Genomic DNA, 18582 nt, shown 5'->3' on the forward strand with positions numbered 1-18582 from the left:
CACGGGCGGTCTCACGGTGGGGAAAAAAGGGGAGGCGATCGCGGCGCGCTCGCGCGTAACCTCCGCCGCATGACAGTCATCGTGCGCGACTTCCGGCCATCCGACGCGGAGGCGTGGACCCGCGTCCGGCGCGCGGCCGTCCCGTATCTGGTGTCCACCCCCGAGCAGATCACCCACGATCTGGCCCACGCCCATCCGGACCGGCACTACCGGCTGCTGGTCGCCGAGCGGGACGGCGAGATCATCGGCACCGCGCAGGCCGGTATCGCCCACGACAGCACGGAGCCGGGTCAGGGCTCCTGCACCCCGCACGTCCTCCCCGGCCACACCGGCCACGGGGCGGGCTCGCTGCTGCTGAGCTCGGCGGAGGAGCATCTGGCGCAGGCGGGGGCCACGGTCGTGCACGCCTGGGTGCTGGAGACCCCGGAGAGCCTGGAGTTCGCGCGTGGCCGGGGCTACCGGCCGGGCCGCTCCGCCCACTTCCAGCACCTGGACCTGGCGAACGGCGTCCTGCCGCCGCTCCCGGAGGTTCCACCGGGCGTCGAGCTGAGGCCGGGTTCCGACTTCGCCGACGATCCGCGGCCGCTCTTCGACGCGGACGCCCAGGTGACCCTGGACGAGCCGAGCGACATCCCCACCGAGCTGGACGACTACGAGGACTGGCTGGCGACCATCTGGCGCCACCCGACCTTCGACGCGGCTCTGACCACGGTGGTCCTGGTGGACGGTCAGGTGGCGGCGTTCAGCGCGGCCGGCACCGACGGCCACCGGACGTACTCCAGCAACATGACCGGCACGCTGCGGGCCGTCCGGGGCCGGGGCCTGGCCAAGCTGGCGAAGAACGACTCGCTGCACCGGGCGCGGGCGGCCGGTTACACGGACGCCTACACCGCCAACGACACGGGCAACGGCCCGATGCTCGCCATCAACAAGTGGTTCGGCTACACGGTCTGCGCCACGGAGATCCGCCATGCCCGCACTCTCGGCTGAGCCCCGTGCGCCCCGGTCCAAGGGCGTGGTCGTGGCCCTGACCAAGGCCGGCCGCACGAAGATCAGGTATCCGGCGGAGCTGGTCCGTGACGACGGCATCCGGGTCACGGTCCGGGCGCCGTGGGCCGCGCCGGGAGTCCGGGACTTCGGCTTCGTACGGTTCGAGCCGGGCGATGTCTTCACCGAGCACTACTGGCGGGACCGGTGGTTCGCGGTGAAGGAGGTCCGCACCGGTGACGGCGAGCTGAAGGGCTGGTACTGCGACATCACCCGGCCCGTGATCCTGGCCGCCGGAGTGCTGGTGGTCGAGGATCTGGACCTGGACCTGTGGGTGTCGGCGGACGGCTCCTCAGTACTGCGGCTGGACGAGGACGAGTTCGAGGCGAGCGGCCTGGCCGTACGCGACCCCGAGGCGGCCGGGGCGGCGGCCGCAGCCTTGGACGAGCTGGAGGAGCTGGCCCGGAGGGAGGGGCTGGCGGGCCTGCTGGCCTGACGCACGCCTCACCCCACTGGCAAGGGTGCTTCAGGGTCGAGGCTCAGGATCGGGGCTCAGGGCGGGGCCCGGGTCGGGGGCTCAGGGCGGGGCCCGGGTTTCAGGGCCGCGGCTCCGACGTCACGACCAGCTCCACCTCGTATCCGGCCTCGTCCTCCAGATAGGCGGCGCAGTGCCCCTGGCCACCGGCGTACGGATGGCGGTCGGGGTGGAGCAGCCGCCAGCCGTACGACGGTGCCTCGGCCGTCAGGGCGTCCAGCGTGGCCCGGCCCGCGACGTGGAACGCCAGGTGGTTGAGGCCCGGGCGGCGGCGGTCGTGGTGGTCGGCGGAGAGGTCGGGCGACGCCTCCACGACCACGTAACTCTCGCCGCGCCGCCAGCTGCGGCCGCTCGCCCAGCGCTGGTACGGGAGATGGCCGAGCCGGGTCAGCAGCCAGCCCCACCGGCGCTCCGCGCCCACGAGGTCGGGCACCCACAGCTCGATGTGGTGCACCCGGCCGGTCCGCTCGGCGGCGGGCGGGAGTGCCACGGCGCGGCGGGGGCCGTCCGGGCGGTGGGCGATCGGGTCGCCGTCCTCGTGCCAGTGGAGCATGAAGTGCTCACCCGACCGGTAGCCGTCCAGGCCTGCACGGCAGTACGCGACCATGTCGTCCGGCAGGGCGTCCAGCGGGAACCAGTCCAGCTCGGAGCACTTCTCCGGCTCCGCGTTGTGCGGCGGGTGCTCCACGTCGTACTCCGCGACGAAGAACCAGCCCATCCGCGCCCCTCCGCCGGGTCCCCGGTGCTGCATCACGAGGGCGACCCGCACCTCGTCGGGGTCCAGGACGACACCGATCTCCTCGGCGGCCTCCCGGATCATCGCCTCGCGGACGTCCTCGCCGTCCTCCGCGTGGCCGGAGGGCATGTGCAGCAGGCCGTCCGCGTAACCGGTGTCGGCGCGGCGGGCGAGCAGGACGTCCGGGCCCCGGCGCAGGATCAGGTGGACGTCGACGACCTCCGTGTGCCGGTGAGGCGGCTCGGCGCGGGCCACCAGGGCGTATCGCTCGTCGTCGACCTCCTTGCCCCACAGCCGCGCGTCACCGGCCAGGTCCTCGTGGTGGACGCGCTCGGTGTGCGGGGCGAGCAGAGCGGTGATCCGCTCGGCGGAGAGCCCGACACCGCCCCACACGCCTTCGATCAGGACCAGCCGGCCGCCCGGCTTCAGCAGCCCGAACCAGTGGGCCAGGGCGGCCGCCGGATCGGGCAGCAGCCAGACGACGTGCCGGGCCAGGATCACGTCGAACGCCCGCTCCCCCACCGGCGGCAGGCCCGCGTCGCCGACGAGGACCTCGGCGCCGGTCCCGGCGAGCTTGGCGCGGGCCAGCTCGGCCATCCTCGGTGACCGGTCCACGGCGGTGACCCGGTGGCCCTGGCCGGCGGCGAGCAGCGAGAGACTCCCCGTACCGCATCCCAGATCCAGCACGTCAGCGCGGCGGGCGGGCAGCCAGCTCTCCAGCCGGCCGGCCCACGCGTCGCGCACGGCGGGGTCGAGAAGCCCGTGGTCGGGCTCCTCGTCGAAGGATCCGGCCGCCGCGTCCCAGTCGATCGTCGTCATGCCATCGATACTCTCAGCCACCACTGACAGTGCCGGTTTCCTCCTTCTCCTTCCGGCCGTTCCGCGGCCGCACGACGGTCAGCCGGTACACCAGCGGCCAGGCGAGGATCAGCGCCACGATCGCGTAGACGGTGATGGAGAACGGGGTGTTGACGAGTCCGGTCACGCTGCCGTCGCTGATCTGGAGTGCGCGCCGCAGCTGCTGCTCGGCGGCCGGGCCGAGGATCACGCCGATGACGGCGGGCAGCACCGGCAGCCCGTACCGCCGCATCCCGAACCCGATCAGGCCGATGATCAGAAGGATCACCAGGTCCAGGGACTCGCCGCCGACCGCGTACGCGCCGACGGCCGCGAAGAAGAGGATGCCCGCGTAGAGGTAGGGGCGCGGGATCCGCAGGAGCTTGGCCCAGACGGGGGCGAGCGGCAGGTTGAGCGCGAGCAGCAGCACCATGCCGACGAAGAGCGAGGCGATGAGGCCCCAGACCAGCTCGGGTTCGCGCTCGAACAGCAGGGGCCCGGGCTGGATCCCGTACTGCTGGAAGGCGGCGAGCATCACGGCGGCGACGGCGGTGGTGGGCAGGCCGAGGGTGAGCATGGAGACGAGGGTTCCGGCGGCGGAGGCGGAGGCCGCCGACTCCGGTCCCGCGACGCCTTCGACGGCCCCTTTGCCGAACTGGCCGCGGTGCTTGGAGAGCCGCTTCTCGGTGACGTAACTGAGGAAGGTGGGGATCTCCGCGCCGCCCGCCGGTATCGCGCCGAACGGGAAGCCGATGAGCGGGCCGCGCAGCCAGGGCTTCCAGGTGCGGCGGAGGTCGTCCCGGCCGAGCCAGGGGCGGCCGACGGGGATGGCCTCGCCGGTGGAGCGCCGCAGATGGGCGGCGACCCAGAGGGCCTCACCGATGGCGAAGAGGCCGACCGCGACGATCACCACGTCGACCCCGTCGGCCAGTTGGAGCGAGCCGAAGGTGAGGCGCTGCTGCCCGGTCATCTGGTCGAGGCCGACCAGTCCGATGGTCAGACCGATGAGCAGGGAGGCCAGTCCCCGGATGCGCGAGGCGCCGAGGACGGAGGTGACGGCGATGAAGGCCAGCACCATGATCGCGAAGTAGTCGGGCGCTCCGATGCCGATGGCGAGCGACGCGACCGTCGGAGCGAGGACGACCAGCAGGATCGTGCCGATCATGCCGCCCGCGAAGTGGCCGATGGCGGCGGCGGCCAGCGCCTGCGCGCCGCGTCCGGCCTTCGCCATCGGGTTGCCTTCGATCGCGGCGACCACGGCGGCGCTCTCGCCGGGGGTGTTGAGGAGGATCGAGGTGGTGGAGCCGCCGAACATCGCGCCGTAGTAGATCCCGGCGAACATGATGAACGCGCCGGTCGGGTCGAGTCCGTACGTCACGGGGAGCAGCAGCGCCACGGCCATGGCGGGTCCGATGCCGGGCAGCACACCGATCGCGGTGCCGAGCAGGACGCCGAGCGCGGCCCAGAGCAGGTTGGCCGGCGTGAGCGCCGTACCGAACCCGTCGATGAGGGAGTTGAGGGAGTCCATCGGTCAGATCACTCCCATCAGCGGGCCGCCCGGAAGGGGGACGCTGAGCAGGTTGTCGAAGAGGAAGTAGGTGGCGAGGGAGAGGACGGCGGCGATGAGCGGATCGCGGTCGAGGTGGCGGCTGCCGAGCGCGTAGGCGGACCCCCAGAAGAGGAGCGCTCCGGCGATCGGGAAGCCGAGGGGGCCGATGAGGACGGCGGTGGCGAGGAAGACGCCGCTCAGAAGGAGGACCGTGCGCCAGTCGGCGGGTTCGTCGAGGTCGACGTCCTCGCCGCCTTCCGCTTCGCCGCGCCCGCCGCGCAGGACGTCGACGGCGAGGAGGACGGCGACCAGGAGGAGCGCCGAGCCGACGACGAAGGGGACGGTACGGGGGCCGATGGGGCCGCGCTGGGCGATGTCGACACTCATGGTGAGGGCGTCGGTGAGGACGAGGGTGCCGATGGCGAGGAGGAGGACGCAGACGCCGAGTTCGGAGTGGTCGCGCAGCCAGGAGCGGGTGGTGGTGTCCTGCTTCGGGGCGGAGCCTTCGGGTTCGGCGGGCCCTTGGGGGCCGGTGGGTTCGGTGGTCACAGCCCCAGCTCCTTCAGCACGGTGGCGACGCGCCGGTCCTGTTCGGCGAGGAAGTCACCGAAGGGGTCACCGGCGAGGAAGGCGTCGTCCCAGCCGTTCTTCTCCCTCGACTCCTTCCACTCCTTCGACGCGTGCAACTTGGTGACCAGTCCGATGAGCTTGGTGCGTTCGGCGTCGGAGAGGCCGGGCGGGGCGACGATGCCACGCCAGTTGGTGAACTCGGTGTCGAGTCCGGCCTCGCGCAGGGTGGGCGCGTCCATGCCGGGGACCCGCTTCGGGCCGGTGACGGCGAGCAGCCGCAGCTCGCCCGCCTCGATCTGGTCGCGGTACTCGCCGAGGCCGGAGACGCCGAAGCCGACCTTGTTGCCGAGGACGGAGGCGAGGAGTTCGCCGCCGCCGTCGAACGGGACGTAGTTGACCGCTTTCGGGGCGATCCCGGCGGCCTGCGCCATGAGCATGGGGGCGAGGTGGTCGGGCCCGCCGGGCGAAGATCCACCACCCACCGGCACGGCGGCCGGGTTCTTCTTCCAGGCGGCGAGAAGCTCACCGATGGTGCGGTACGGGGAGTCCTTACCGACCACCACGATGTCCGGCTCCTCGGTGAGCCGGGCGATGGGGGTGGTGTCGGCGAGCGTGCTCGGGGACTTGTTGGTGTGGACGGCGCCGACGACGCCGAGGCCCATGGAGAGGGCGAGCTTGCCGTTGCCGTGCTCGCCGACGAGCCGGGTCAGGCCGACCGTGCCGCCGGCTCCGGGGAGGTTGAACACCTCGATGTTGTGGGTGAGTCCGGCGTCCTCGGCGTTCTTGGCCATGGTGCGGGCGGTGATGTCGTAGCCACCGCCCGGGGTGTTGGGGACCATGAAGCGGAGCCCGGGGATCTGGGTGCCGGTGTCGGAGCCGTCGCCGGTGGCGAGCAGGGGTGGCCCCACCAGCACGAGCAGTGCGGCTCCGAGCAGGGCGATGGGGGTGCGTAGTCGCACGGGTTCCGCCTTTCGCTGTGAAGTGGCCCACATGTTGCCCGCGCGTTGAGAACCTGTCTCTCTTCCGGAATCAACGGACGTTGTGGTCGTTGCGGTCGCGGCTTAGCGTGGCGGCGTGACAACGGTGCTGGTGGTGGACGACGACTTCATGGTCGCGAAACTGCACAGCCGCTATGTGTCCGTAATGGACGGCTTCACGGTCGTCGGGGTGGCCCACAACGGTGCCGAGGCCTTGCGGGCGGCCGAGCGGCTGCGCCCCGACCTGGTGCTGCTGGACATCTACCTGCCCGACATGGACGGGATCGACGTCCTGCGGGCCCTGCGCGCGGCGGAGGAGCGGGACGCGTCACGCCCCAGCACGGACGCCCTGTTCATCACGGCGGCGAGGGACGCGGGGGTGATCCGGGCGGCGCTGCGGGCCGGGGCCCTGCACTACCTGATCAAGCCGTTCAGCCGACCCGCCCTCCAGGAGCAACTGCGCCACGTGGCCGCGCTCCGCACCCGCCTGGACGAACTGGGCGAGGCCCGCCAGGAGGACGTGGACCAGATCTTCGGCACCCGCCCACCCGGCTCCCGCGAACTCCCCAAGGGCCTGGCCGCCCCCACTGCCGACCTGGTGGAACGCACCCTCCGCGCCCGCCCGGAGGGCCTGTCCGCCACGGAGTGCGCGGAGGCGGGCGCCCTGTCCCGGGTGAGCGCACGCCGCTACCTGGAGCACTTCGTGGGGACGGGCCGGGCGGAGGTGACGTTGCGCTACGGGGGGACGGGGCGGCCGGAGCGGCGGTATCGGTGGATCGGGTGAGGGCACGTGAGGTTCCCCCCTCGGACACCTCTTCCGGGCACACGGTGGTCCAGGAGTAGCCGCGTAGCGGTGTCCGGGCCTCCCAACCGAATCCCGTACCGTCGGCCCTCCCTTCTCGGATGATCGTCGGCATCCCGCATCAGCAGGACTGTGCTCTCCGGCTCTTCACTTCGGCAGCCCCCACCTGAGCACCCTCTTAGCCCCTCCTTAAAGCGACCATAAGGATCCCCTCCACCCCGTCCCAGCAGGCTTTTTGGCCCTTTCGAGCGGCTAGCTTGCTGAGCGCCGGGACGGATTCAGGGCCCGGCGCCCCACCGTTGTGCCGCTTTGAAGGAGAACCCTCCATGACCGCTCGTCGCAAGGCCGCCGGAATCCTCGCCCTCGGCTTCGCACCGTTCGCGCTCTCCGGGCTGACCGCCACTCCGGCGATGGCCCACGGTTCGCTCACCGACCCGGTGAGCCGGGTGTCCGCGTGCTTCGCGGAGGGGCCGGAGAGCCCGGTGTCGGCGGCGTGCAAGGCGGCGGTCGCGGCCGGTGGGACGCAGGCGCTGTACGACTGGAACGGCGTGAACATCGCCAACGCAGCTGGAAAGCACCGTGAGTTGATCCCGGACGGCAAGCTGTGCAGTGCGGCCAACGACAAGTTCAAGGGGCTCGACCTGCCGCGCGCCGACTGGCCGGCCTCGCCCGTGAAGGCGGGCAACCACACCTTCAAGTTCCGGGCCACCGCCCCGCACAAGGGCTCCTTCGAGCTGTACCTCACCAAGCCCGGCTACGACCCGACGAAGCCGCTGGCCTGGTCGGACCTGGAGGCGAAGCCCTTCGCCCAGGCCACCGACCCGGCACTGGTGGACGGTTCGTACGTCTTCGACGGGACCATCCCGAACGCGACGGGGCGGCAGCTGATCTACACGGTGTGGCAGCGCTCCGACTCCCCCGAGGCCTTCTACGCCTGCTCCGACGTGGTCTTCGGCGGCGGGTCGGCGGGGACGGGCGGTGCGGGTGGCGATGGCGCTCAGGAGGAGAAGCCCGCCGGGGAGGCGCCGAAGAACGAGGAAGCGGCTCCGGCGCCGGCTCCCTCCGCGCCCTCCGAGGACGCCATCACCGAAGGCGCCGAAAAGTCCTCCGTCGAGCACAACGGGCACGGTGACGACGACGCGAACACCGGAGCGAAGGTCAACGCCGCCGCTCCCGCCGCTCCGGCCGCCGAGCCTGAGGCTGAGGCTGCGCCCAAGCCCGCCGACGAGGGCAACGCGCCGCAGGCCAACGCGGCCGGGCAGGAGGACGTGCTCGCCGAGACCGGTGGGTCGAGCAGCAGCACGTATCTCGCGATGGGCGGGGCCGCCGTACTCGCCGTCGGCGCCGCCGTGTTGTTCTCCTCGCAGCGTCGCCGGGCCACCGCTTCCACCGGTCGCCACAGCCGCTGACCCACGCCGTACGGCATGAAAACGGGCCGAGGTCGCTGTCCGCCCCCACCGGACAGCGACCTCGGCCCGTGCGCTTCGTACGCCGTGCGTCAGCCGATGACCGAGGAGCAGGTGGTCGGGGTCGCGCGCGTCGGGTCCAGGGCGTTCGCCACCTCGTGGAAGGCGATCCGGTCGATGGTCCCGATCGCCACGTGCTCGGACAGGTCCAGCGGGCACAGGTCCTGGAGCAGGACGTTGCGTACGTTCGGTCCGTCCAGGTACTGCGTGCGGTACGGGGTCACCACCTGGTCGTACTTGGTGGCGATGACGGTGTAGCGGACGCCGGGTACGGTGTCGCCGCCCGCCGTGAGCTTGGTGATGAAGGGCGAGCCGACGACCTGGTCGGCGAGGCCCGGGGTCTTGTCGTTGATGAACTTCTCGACGCCGGGGAAGTACGGCAGCAGCTTGGTGAGGCCGAGCAGGGTGGTGCCGTGGTTGCTCGGGGCGAGGCCGATCAGGGCGTTGACCTTGGCGGCGCCGCCCAGGAACTTCAGGTAGTAGTTCGGCATCATGCCGCCCTGGGAGTGGCCGACGATGTCGGCCTTCGGCGCTCCGGTGGAGGCGAGCACCTTGTCGACGAACACGTCGAGCTGTTCGGCGGACTTGTCGACGGGGCCGAGGCCGTGGAAGAACGGCACGCCGGGGAGCTGGCCGTAGTCGAGGGAGAAGACGCAGTAGCCCCGGTTGACCAGGTAGGGCGCGAGGACCAGCCAGTTGTCGATCGAGTTCCCGAAGGTTCCGTGGACCAGGACGACGGGGCGGGGGTGGGCAGCGGAAGGCTTGCAGGAGTAGTCGTTCCAGCCACGTGAGGTGGCCGCCGCGGCGCTGGGGGCCGCCGCCGCTGTCGCCGTGGGGGCGACCAGGAGGGTGACGGCCAGGAGGAAGGCGGCGAAAACGCTGCGCGTGCGGGGAACGCGCGCAGCACGGAACCAGGGCAGCATCGTGTGGTCTCCTTGCGGCTCAAGGGAGGTGCGATGGCGGTGCGCCCTGTGGCCCGGACCACAAGCTTTGTGTGCTCATGCCAAATTACGCACGAGTAAGGTTCGGTGGGAAGTTACGCGTCGGTAAAAAATGGCGCGGCCTCACCGTAGATCGAGTACGGGCGTCAACCACGTGATTCAGGCCGCGAGTCCGGCCGGCTTCACCGCACCGGGCCCGAACCTCTCCCGCAGCCGGTCCGCCACCTCCTCGATCCGGCGCGACCGCTCGTCCGCCGGGTCGAAGGTGAGCTGGCGGGAGGCCCGGTCCGCGTCGACCAGCCCCTCCGCGCGCAGCGCGATCCCCCGCACCCGGGCCCGCTGGAGCCCGAAGGACTCGTGGATCCGGTAGGCGAGCGCGGTGAGCGCCGCCGAGTGCGCGGTCGGCTCCCCCAGCGTCCGGCTCCGGGTCAGCGTGGCGTAGCCAGTCCGGTCCGCGTACCGCACCGAGACCGCCAGCGACCGGCACACCTGCCCCTCGCCCCGCAGCCGCGCCCCCAGCTCCTCGGTGAGCGAGAGGAGGGCGCGGCGGTGCTGCTCGGGCGACAACTCGTCGCGGGGGAAGGAGCGTTCGGCGGCGAGGGAGCGGGCGGCGGCGTTCGGGACGACCCGGGTACGGTCGATGCCCCGCGCCCGTTCCCACAGCTCGCGCCCGGTCCGTACGCCGGTGATGCGCTGGAGCGTGGCCAGGGGTGCGGCGGCGATCCGGCCGACGGAGTCGAGCCCGTAACCGCACAAGGTGCGCGCCGTGGCGGCCCCGACACCGTCCAGGGCGGCGGCCGGGAGCGGCGCGAGGAAGGCCGCCTCCTCGCCCCGGTCCACCACGAAGGTGGTCCCGGGCGCGGCCCGCCGGGCGGCCATCCGGGCCACCATGGGGTTGGCCGCCGCCCCGATCGAGCAGTCCACACCGTGCAGGGCGAGCGCCCGGACCCGGATCACCGAGGCCAGGCCCTGCGCGTCCCGGCCGAAGTAGCGCAGCGCGCCGCCCACATCGGCGAGCGCCGCGTCCGGCGGTGCGGCCTCGACGAGCGGGGTGAAGGCGCCGAGCAGAGCGAGCAGGCCGGTGTAGCCGGCGCTGTCGGGTGGCCCGCCGGCGGTCCTGCGGAACCGCAGGTACAGGACGCCTGCCGGATCCTCCGCCACCACGCACTCCCCCAGGACGCCTGCCGGATCCTCCGCCACCACGCACTCCCTCAGGACGCCTGCCGGGTCCTCCGCCATCACGCACTCCCCCAGAACTCCTCCCGGACCTTCCGTCATCCCGCGCTCCCCTGCGACCGGTGCCACAACTTCCTTCCGGTGGGCGGCCCTTCGCCGGGTGGCTGAAGGTCGGCCCAGGGGTTCATCTCGTAACCGGTCTCCATCCGTATACGACGTCCAGGCCCGGGTTCCGCCTCCTCCGCGCCCTCCTCCCGCTGCCCCTCCGCCAGCCGGGCCGCCACCGCGTCGAGCCCTCCGGTGCGGCGCAGTTCGGCCAGTTCGGCGAGGTTCCAGGCGGCCTGGCCCACCACGCTCAGGCTGCGCGCGCCGCGCCGCTGCACCACTCCGCGTACCAGCAGCAGCCAGGAGTGGAAGACGGTGTGCGCGCAGGCGGCGTGGCTGTCGTCGAAGAACGCCAGGTCGGCCAGGCCGCTGCCGTCGTCGAGGGTGGTGAAGATGACCCGGCGGCCGGAGCGGACCGGTGGCGTCTGGGTGGCCACCTTGGCCCCGGCGACCAGCACGGTCTCCCCGTGCCGGGCCTCGCGCAGCCGCTTGGCGGAGACCACGCCCAACTCGTCCAGGAAGGCCTGGTGATCCCCCATCAGATGGCGGGAGACATCCATGCTCAGCACCCCGAGCTCGGCGCTCAGCCGCTCCGCCTCGTTGAGGTCGGGCAGCCCGACGGAGCCCGTACGGTGTCCGTCCCCCAGCGGAAGCTGCCCGCCGTGGGCACCCGAACCGGAGCTCCGATGGGCACGGTGGAGCTCGGAGAGGTGCAGCAGCAGATCGCGGCGGTTGGCCCCGAAGGCGTCCAACGCACCGACCTGCGCCAGCCGTTCGGCGACCGGGCGGCCCGGGCGGGCCCGCTGCCAGAAGTCCAGCAGCGAGGTGTACGGCTGCCCCTCCTCGATCCGGGCGGCCTCGGCCTCGCTGATGCCATGGACGTCGGAGAGCGCGAGCCGCAGCCCCCAAGCCTCCTTCCGATCCCCCTCATCAGACACCAGTTCGATTCGATGAGCGACCGCCGACCGGTTCACATCCAGCGGCAGCACCGGCACGCCGCGCCGCCGCGCGTCCGCGAGCAGCAGCCGCTTCGGGTACATCCCCGGGTCGTGGGTGAGCAGACCGGCATAGAAGGCGGCCGGGTGGTGCACCTTGAGCCAGGCCGACTGGTACGTCGGTACGGCGAACGCGACGGCGTGCGCCTTGCAGAAGCCGTAGCTGCCGAACGCCTCGATGATCTTCCAGGTCCGGGCGATCACCTCGGCGTCGTACCCCCGAGCCGCCGCCTGCCGGGCGAACCAGACCTTGATCAGCCCCTGCGACTCGGGGTGGGAGAGTCCGCGCCGCACCCGGTCGGCCTCGCCCCGGCCGCAGCCGGTCATGATGGCGACGATCTCGATGATCTGTTCGTGGAAGACGACCACGCCGTAAGTGCCGCTCAGAGCTTCTTCCAGGTCAGGGTGGGGGTAGCGGACCGGCGCGCGGCCGTGCCGGGCCTCGATGAACGGCCGCACCATGTCGGCGGCGACCGGCCCGGGCCGGAACAGCGAGATGTCGACGACCAGGTCGTGGAAGGTGGCGGGCTGGAGCCTGGAGACCAGGTCGCGCTGGCCGGGCGACTCGATCTGGAAGCAGCCCAGCGTCTCGGCGGTGCGGATCAGCCGGTACGTCTCCGGGTCGCCCGGCGGTACGGCGTCCAGGTCCACCTCCGTACCCGAGGCGCGTTTCACCTCGGCGACGGCGTGCGCCATCGCCGACTGCATCCGTACGCCCAGCACATCGAGTTTGAGCAGCCCGAGGTCCTCCACGTCCTCCTTGTCGAACTGGGACATCGGGAAGCCCTCACCGCTGGTGGGCATGGTCGGCGTACGGTGCAGCAGCCCGGCGTCCGAGAGCAGTACCCCGCACGGGTGCATGGCGACGCCGCGCGGCAGCGCGTCCAGGCCCTCCACCAGCTCCCAGAGCCGGCCGTACCGGTCCTGGCTCCGCGCGACCTCCTTCAGCTCGGGCAGCTCCTCCATCGCGGCGCGCGCGTCGCGGGCCCGGATGTGCGGGAACGCCTTGGCGAGCCGGTCCGTCTCGGCCGGGTCCATGGAGAGCGCGGCGCCGACGTCACGGATGGCGTGGCGCACCCGGTAGGTCTCGGGCATCGCGACGGTGGCGACGCGTCCGGAGCCGAAGCGTTCGATGATCCGGCGGTAGACGTCGAGCCGGCGGGCCGATTCGACGTCGATGTCGATGTCGGGCAGGACGAAGCGGCGCTTGGAGAGGAAGCGCTCCATGAGCAGTCCGTGCTCGACCGGGTCGGCGTGGGCGATGCCGAGGAGGTGGTTGACCAGGGAGCCCGCGCCGGAGCCGCGCGCGGTGACCCGGATGCCCATCTCCCTTACGTCGCGCACGACCTGAGCGACCGTCAGGAAGTACGAGGCGAAGCCGTGGTGGGCGATGATGTCCAGTTCCTCACGCATCCGGTCCCAGTACGCGCGGTTGCGGTCGTGGCCGAGCCGCACCATTCCGGCGGCGGCACGGGAGGTGAGCACCCGCTGTGCGGTACGGCGGCCGGCGCCGACCAGGTGCGGCTCGGGGAAGTGGATGGAGCCCATCCCGATGTCGGCGGCGGGGTCGACCCGGCAGGCGTCGGCGGTGTGCCGGGTCTCCGCCAGCAGCCGGGCGGCGGCGCCCCGGCCGAGACCGGCGGCGGAGGCGATCCGCTCGGCGGTCTCCCGCATCACGCCCTCGCCCTTGAGCCAGCGCTCACCGCTGTCCAGGGGCGAGCGGCGCGGGTCGAGAGGGACGAGCCGGCGGGCGGAGTCGAGCACGTCGGCGATGGGCCCCTGGCCCGGGTCGGCGTACCGGACGGCGTTGGTCAGCACCGCCCGTACGCCCTGGTCGGCGGCGAAGCCGAGGGTACGGGCGGCCAGCCGCAGCGATCCGGCCCCGGCGCCGGGGCGGCCGTGGTCGACGGCTTCGAGGCGCAGGTCGTCGCCGTACATCTCCCGCCAGGGCGCGAGCAGCGCGGCGGCCCGGTCGGGTCGGCCCGCGGCGAGTGCCCGGCCCACCTCGGAGGCGGGCCCGAGCAGCACGGTCAGCCCGTCGGCGGGCAGCGCTTCCCGGCCGACCAGGGGCGGCCCGGTGACATCGGGCGGCCCGGACCCGTCGAGCGGATCGGCGGAACCCCGCGCATGGGCGGCGGTGATGAGCCGGCACAGCTCGGCCCAGCCGCGTGCACCGTCCCGGGCGAGGAAGGTGACACGGGGTGCGGATTCATCGACAAAGGCACCCCCGCGCGCGGGGGTGCGCGGGCGCACAGCGTGCCGGCCGGCCCCCTCCCCGCACGAGCCGTACGACCCGTATGAGCCGTACGAGGCCACCGCGAGGTCCACCCCGAAGAGCGGCCGCACCTCGCGGTCCCCCGCCCGGCACGCCTTGGCGAACCGGACCGCCCCCGCGAGGGTGTCGCGGTCGGTCAGCGCGAGAGCGCCCATCCCCCGCTCGGCGGCCCGCTCGGCGAGCCGCTCGGGGTGCGAGGCCCCGTACCGCAGGGAGAACCCCGAGACGGTATGGAGATGCGTGAAACCGGACATGCGCACCTCCTGAACCGCTCCGACCATTCCGTCACTCACCACCCCCTGCCCTCCACCATAGACCAGCTTCGAACATTCGTACGATATTCGGCGTGCGGAGCACCACGGCGCCCCCGTCCACCCCTGAGCCATTCGGCCCCACCCCACCTGCGCGGACACCGTCCCGCCCGGACCGTAGGGGCATGACTTTCGTCGATGAGGTGAAGAACGCCGTCACTCCGCGGGCCGCCCTGCTCGTCATCGGCGTACTCGGGTTGCAGCTGCTGTTCATCGCGTCCTACGTCGGCGCGCTGCACAAGCCGAAGCCGACCGATGTGGCCTTCGGAGTGGTGGCCCCGCAGCAGATGTCCCAGCAGCTCGTCACCCAGCTCGACGGGCTGCCCGGCGGTCCGCTGGATCCCCGGGCGGTAAGCAGCGAGGCCGAGGCGCGGAAGCAGATCATGAACCGGGAGATCGACGGGGCCCTGATCGTCTCGCCCCAGGGCCGCACCGACACCCTGCTGGTCGCCTCCGGCGGCGGGACCGTGCTGTCCAGCGCTCTGGAGCGGATCCTCACCCAGGTCGAGGCGGGTCAGCAGCGGACCGTACGGACCGTGGACGTGGCGCCGGCCTCGGCCGACGACTTCGACGGGCTCTCATCCTTCTACCTGGTGGTCGGCTGGTGCGTCGGCGGCTACCTCTGCGCGTCGATCCTGGCGATCAGCGCCGGCACCAAGCCCGCCAACCGGCAGCGCGCGCTGATCCGGACGGCGGTGATGGCGGTGTACGCGGTCGCCGGCGGCATCGGTGGCGCGGTGATCATCGGGCCGATCCTCGGTGCGCTGCCGGGCAGCGTCTGGGGCCTGGCCGGTCTCGGCGCCCTGGTCGTCTTCTCGGTCGGGATGACCACGCTGGCCCTGGAGGCCCTCACCGGCATCGTCGGGATCGGCCTGGCCGTCCTGATCATCGTCATCGCGGGCAACCCGAGCGCGGGCGGCGCCTTCCCGCTGCCGATGCTCCCGGACTTCTGGCGCGCGATCGGCCCGGCCCTGCCGCCGGGCGCGGGCACCTGGGTGGCCCGCTCGATCGCCTACTTCCGGGGCAACGCGGTCACCGGGCCGCTGCTGGTGCTCTCCGCGTGGGCGGTCGCCGGGACGGCGCTGACCCTGCTGTTGTCGATGCGGCGGCGGGGCGGGCCGGATGGCGAGAGCCTGGAGGCGGCGTCGTCACCGTCCGGTGGGTCGACGGCCGTCTGAAAGCTCCGCCGTCCGTTCACGGGGCCGCCTCTCCGGCGGCCCCGTCCGACGTTCTGCCCAATTCCTGATGTCAGGTCGGCTCAACGGCTATGCATGACAGGTACATGACGACATTCTGGAGCGGCCTCGTCCAACCGACGAGGAGCACGGCCAGGACCACTCCTTCCCACCCCCACGGAGATCGCTCATGCGTCGTCGATTCACGGCTCCGCTCGCCGCCGTCGCCCTGTCGCTCCCGCTCACCCTGATCAGCGCCGCCCCCTCCTCGGCCGCCCCCGCCGACAAGCCCCAGGTGCTCAGCTCCTGGACCCAGACGAGCGCCTCCAGCCACAACGCCTGGAACGCCGCCCGCAACAACCAGGGTGCCTGGTCCGCGTACGGCTTCGACTGGTCCACGGACTACTGCAGCAGCTCCCCCGACAACCCCTTCGGCTTCCCCTTCCAGACCTCCTGCGCCCGCCACGACTTCGGCTACCGGAACTACAAGGCCGCCGGTACGTTCTCCGCCAACAAGGCCCGTATCGACTCCGCCTTCTACGAGGACCTCAAGCGCGTGTGCGCCGCCTACTCCGGCGCGAAGCGGACCTCCTGCAACAGCACCGCCTGGACCTACTACCAGGCCGTACGCGCCTTCGGTATCGCGCCGGCCACGGCGGACTCCACCCGCCCGGCCGCCTGAGCGCAGGCACGGGAGAGGCCCCCGGCTCGCGCCGGGGGCCTCTCCTTGATGCGGTGCCGTGCCGTGTTACGTCAGCCGATCTCGGCCCCGTAGGCGGCGAGCGCCTCAGGGACCGGCTGGAAGAACGTCGTACCGCCCGAGGAGCAGTCGCCGCTGCCGCCCGAGGTCAGGCCGAGCGCGGTGTCGCCTGCGAAGAGGGCGCCGCCGCTGTCGCCCGGTTCGGCGCAGACCGTCGTCTGGATGAGGCCGTTGACGATGTCGCCGTTGCCGTAGTTGACCGTGGCGTCCAGCGCGGTGACCTCACCGTCGTGCAGCTGGGTGGTGGAGCCGCTGCGGGTGACCTGCTGGCCGACCGTCGCGTCGCCCGCCTGGGTGATCGCCTGGGTGGAGCCGTTGTAGAGGTTGACCTCGCTCGGGTGCGCGGTGTCCGAGGTGTACTTGACCAGGCCGTAGTCGTTCTCCGGGAAGCTGGAGCCCTCGGTCGCCCCGATCTCCCCGCCGCCCTGGCTGTCCGACCAGCTGGTGACCCCCTCGGTGCAGTGGCCGGCGGTCAGGAAGTACGGCTCGCCGTCCTTGACCACGTTGAAGCCGAGCGAGCAGCGGGAGCCGGAGCCGAAGATCGCGTCGCCGCCCGCGATCAGCGGCTTGAACTCGCCCGCCGCCTTGTTGAGTTCGGCCTTGCCGCCGAGACCCTCGACCACCGCCGAGAGCTTCTTCCAGGCCGCGCCGTCGACCGTGCTGTCGGCGGTGACGAGGACCTTGTTGCTCACCGGGTCGACGGCCCAGGAGGTGCCCGGGATCGTCGCCTTGTCGGTGAGGGTCTGCCGGGCCGACTTCAGCGCGGCGAGGGAGTTCTCGACGACTCTGGCCTTGCCGCCCGCCTGACGGACCTGCTCGGCGGCGGCCTCGTCGACGACGTTCACGACGAGGGCCTTCGCCGTCGTGTCGTAGTAGGAGCCGGCCGCGTCCGCGCCCAGGTCCCGGTCGAGCGTGGTGGCGAGCTTTCCGGCCGCGTCCGCGTTGAGCGTCTTGACCGTGAACTCGGGTACCTCATCGCTGGCGTTCGCACTCTGGAACGTGAAACCCGCTACGACCAGGGCGACGACGGCCGATCCGGCTACCGTCGCGCGCTTCCTGGATATGCGTCGATGCTTCAACTTCGACCTCCTGTGGGGCCGTGCACGGAGCATGTGGGGTGCTCGTACACGGAGGATGGGGCGCCCACTATTCCTAGGGGGTCCGGTAGCACACAAGGCCGACTTCCAGACGTGCACACGACACCGACGCTTCACCCGCGCCATGTTCACTTACCCGGGGTCATGCCATGTCGGTTCCGTTCGCGAACACCCGGTGCAACCGGTGGCGGTCCCTGGGTGAGGACTAGTCCTGTCTGGTTTTCGCCCCTCCAACGGGCCGAGCGGACATCGACAAGGCGTCGACAAGGCGTCGATATGGAGTGCCGGTTGCCGCCCTGATGGGTCATCATCGAAAAGTCGGCAGACGCCGGGGGGACCGAGCTGGGGAGGCGCGGGTGCGCAATCGGGTGCGCGCGGCGGACGGGCGGCATCTGACGGTGGAGCGACTGGGCGACCCCCGGGGCAGACCGGTGTTCCTGCTCCACGGGACGCCGGGCAGCCGGCTCGGACCCGCTCCTCGCGGCATGGTCCTCTATCAGCGCCGTACGCAGCTGATCACGTACGACCGGCCGGGATACGGCGGCAGCGACCGGCAGGAGGGCCGCCGGGTCGGCGATGTCGTCGAGGACGTCCGGGCGATCGCCGACTCGCTGGGGCTGGAGCGGTTCGCCGTGGTCGGCCGTTCCGGCGGGGCCCCGCACGCGCTGGCCTGCGCGGCGCTGCTGCCCGAGCGGGTGACCCGTACCGCCGCTCTGGTCACGCTGGCGCCGTGGGGTGCGGCCGGTCTCGACTGGTTCGACGGGATGGCCGCGTCCAACGTGCTCGCGTACTCCACGGCCGCCGCCGACCCGGACTCCCTCGCGGAGTCCTTCATCGTCCGCTCGGCGCAGATCCGGCAGGACCCGGTCCGGCTCCTGGACGATCTGCGCCGGGAGCTGACCGACTCCGACCGGATGGTGGTCAACGACGCGGGCATCCGGTCCATGCTGCTGCGCAACTACAGTGAGGGGCTGCGGACTTCGGCGTACGGCTGGATCGACGACGCGATCGCGTTCTGCAGCCCCTGGGGGTTCGAACCGGCCCACATCACCGGCCGGGTGCTGCTCTGGCACGGGGTGAAGGACGTGTTCTCGCCGGTGGGCCACTCCCGCTGGCTCGCCGGGCAGATCCCGGGCGCCACCGCCGTACTGGAACCGGCGGCGGCGCACTTCGACGCGCTCTCCGTCCTCCCGCGCATCCTCAACTGGCTGCTGGACGAACGGGAGGACCCGGGCGAGCCGCTGCCCGCCACGGCGGCGGGCTGACCGGACGCGCTGCCGGAAGGACC

General features: G+C 72.1%; 15 protein-coding genes. 7 read left to right on the forward strand and 8 right to left on the reverse strand.

Features of this window, described 5'->3' with window-relative positions; translation table 11 throughout:
- Positions 1 to 69 precede the first annotated feature (69 nt).
- Positions 70 to 990, forward strand: coding sequence for an N-acetyltransferase family protein (locus tag ACQP09_RS05010; RefSeq protein WP_433396292.1), 921 nt, complete (start codon positions 70 to 72; stop codon positions 988 to 990).
- The gene (locus tag ACQP09_RS05015) at positions 971 to 1483 is read left to right on the forward strand and encodes a DUF402 domain-containing protein (RefSeq protein ID WP_433396294.1); all 513 of its coding nucleotides are present in this window, start codon (positions 971 to 973) and stop codon (positions 1481 to 1483) included. The genes ACQP09_RS05010 and ACQP09_RS05015 overlap by 20 nt, the downstream gene beginning before the upstream one ends.
- A gap of 100 nt (positions 1484 to 1583) precedes the next feature.
- Here ACQP09_RS05015 and ACQP09_RS05020 read toward each other — a convergent pair whose 3' ends face one another.
- From ACQP09_RS05020 to ACQP09_RS05035, 4 genes are read right to left on the reverse strand one after another with little or no spacing between them, the layout of a single operon-like run.
- On the reverse strand, positions 1584 to 3077 hold the full coding sequence (locus ACQP09_RS05020; RefSeq protein WP_433396296.1) for a trifunctional class I SAM-dependent methyltransferase/NUDIX hydrolase/VOC family protein: 1494 nt from the start codon (positions 3075 to 3077) through the stop codon (positions 1584 to 1586).
- A gap of 13 nt (positions 3078 to 3090) precedes the next feature.
- The gene (locus ACQP09_RS05025; protein WP_433396297.1) at positions 3091 to 4623 is read right to left on the reverse strand and encodes a tripartite tricarboxylate transporter permease; all 1533 of its coding nucleotides are present in this window, start codon (positions 4621 to 4623) and stop codon (positions 3091 to 3093) included.
- Positions 4624 to 4626: 3 nt separating this feature from the next.
- On the reverse strand, positions 4627 to 5193 hold the full coding sequence (locus ACQP09_RS05030; protein WP_433396299.1) for a tripartite tricarboxylate transporter TctB family protein: 567 nt from the start codon (positions 5191 to 5193) through the stop codon (positions 4627 to 4629).
- Positions 5190 to 6173 (reverse strand): Bug family tripartite tricarboxylate transporter substrate binding protein, encoded by a 984-nt coding sequence (locus ACQP09_RS05035; RefSeq protein ID WP_433396301.1) that lies wholly within the window; start codon positions 6171 to 6173, stop codon positions 5190 to 5192. Before ACQP09_RS05035 ends, ACQP09_RS05030 begins: the two co-directional genes overlap by 4 nt.
- A 148-nt stretch (positions 6174 to 6321) precedes the next feature.
- Between ACQP09_RS05035 and ACQP09_RS05040 the strand changes: the two genes are divergently transcribed.
- A complete protein-coding gene (locus tag ACQP09_RS05040; RefSeq protein ID WP_433406494.1) occupies positions 6322 to 6975 on the forward strand; it encodes a response regulator in 654 nt (217 codons plus the stop codon).
- Between the two features lie 344 nt (positions 6976 to 7319).
- A complete protein-coding gene (locus tag ACQP09_RS05045) occupies positions 7320 to 8402 on the forward strand; it encodes a lytic polysaccharide monooxygenase auxiliary activity family 9 protein (RefSeq protein WP_433396302.1) in 1083 nt (360 codons plus the stop codon).
- 89 nt (positions 8403 to 8491) lie between these two features.
- On the opposite strand, the gene ACQP09_RS05050 is transcribed toward ACQP09_RS05045, so the two are convergent.
- The 3 genes from ACQP09_RS05050 to ACQP09_RS05060 all read right to left on the reverse strand — a co-directional run bounded on the left by ACQP09_RS05050 (position 8492) and on the right by ACQP09_RS05060 (position 14205).
- Complete coding sequence (locus ACQP09_RS05050; protein WP_433396304.1) at positions 8492 to 9382, reverse strand: esterase/lipase family protein; 891 nt, start codon at positions 9380 to 9382, stop codon at positions 8492 to 8494.
- A 177-nt stretch (positions 9383 to 9559) separates the two neighbouring features.
- Positions 9560 to 10561 carry a DNA polymerase Y family protein gene (locus tag ACQP09_RS05055; RefSeq protein ID WP_433406495.1) on the reverse strand — a complete coding sequence of 334 codons (1002 nt, stop codon included), beginning with the start codon at positions 10559 to 10561 and terminating at the stop codon, positions 9560 to 9562.
- Between the two features lie 113 nt (positions 10562 to 10674).
- Positions 10675 to 14205 carry a DNA polymerase III subunit alpha gene (locus tag ACQP09_RS05060; RefSeq protein ID WP_433396305.1) on the reverse strand — a complete coding sequence of 1177 codons (3531 nt, stop codon included), beginning with the start codon at positions 14203 to 14205 and terminating at the stop codon, positions 10675 to 10677.
- A gap of 182 nt (positions 14206 to 14387) precedes the next feature.
- On the opposite strand from ACQP09_RS05060, the gene ACQP09_RS05065 reads away from it, so the two are divergent.
- Both ACQP09_RS05065 and ACQP09_RS05070 read left to right on the forward strand, forming a co-directional pair.
- On the forward strand, positions 14388 to 15440 hold the full coding sequence (locus ACQP09_RS05065) for a DUF3533 domain-containing protein (protein ID WP_433396307.1): 1053 nt from the start codon (positions 14388 to 14390) through the stop codon (positions 15438 to 15440).
- Positions 15441 to 15627: 187 nt separating this feature from the next.
- A complete protein-coding gene (locus ACQP09_RS05070; protein WP_433396309.1) occupies positions 15628 to 16119 on the forward strand; it encodes a phospholipase in 492 nt (163 codons plus the stop codon).
- A gap of 71 nt (positions 16120 to 16190) precedes the next feature.
- On the opposite strand, the gene ACQP09_RS05075 is transcribed toward ACQP09_RS05070, so the two are convergent.
- On the reverse strand, positions 16191 to 17276 hold the full coding sequence (locus ACQP09_RS05075; RefSeq protein WP_433396310.1) for a S1 family peptidase: 1086 nt from the start codon (positions 17274 to 17276) through the stop codon (positions 16191 to 16193).
- Between the two features lie 374 nt (positions 17277 to 17650).
- Here ACQP09_RS05075 and ACQP09_RS05080 point away from each other — a divergent pair, with 374 nt between their 5' ends.
- On the forward strand, positions 17651 to 18559 hold the full coding sequence (locus ACQP09_RS05080) for an alpha/beta fold hydrolase (protein ID WP_433396312.1): 909 nt from the start codon (positions 17651 to 17653) through the stop codon (positions 18557 to 18559).
- The last annotated feature ends 23 nt before the right edge of the window (positions 18560 to 18582 follow it).

The organism is Streptomyces sp. CA-146814 (assembly GCF_050942385.1).
Classification (GTDB): Bacteria; Actinomycetota; Actinomycetes; order Streptomycetales; family Streptomycetaceae; genus Streptomyces.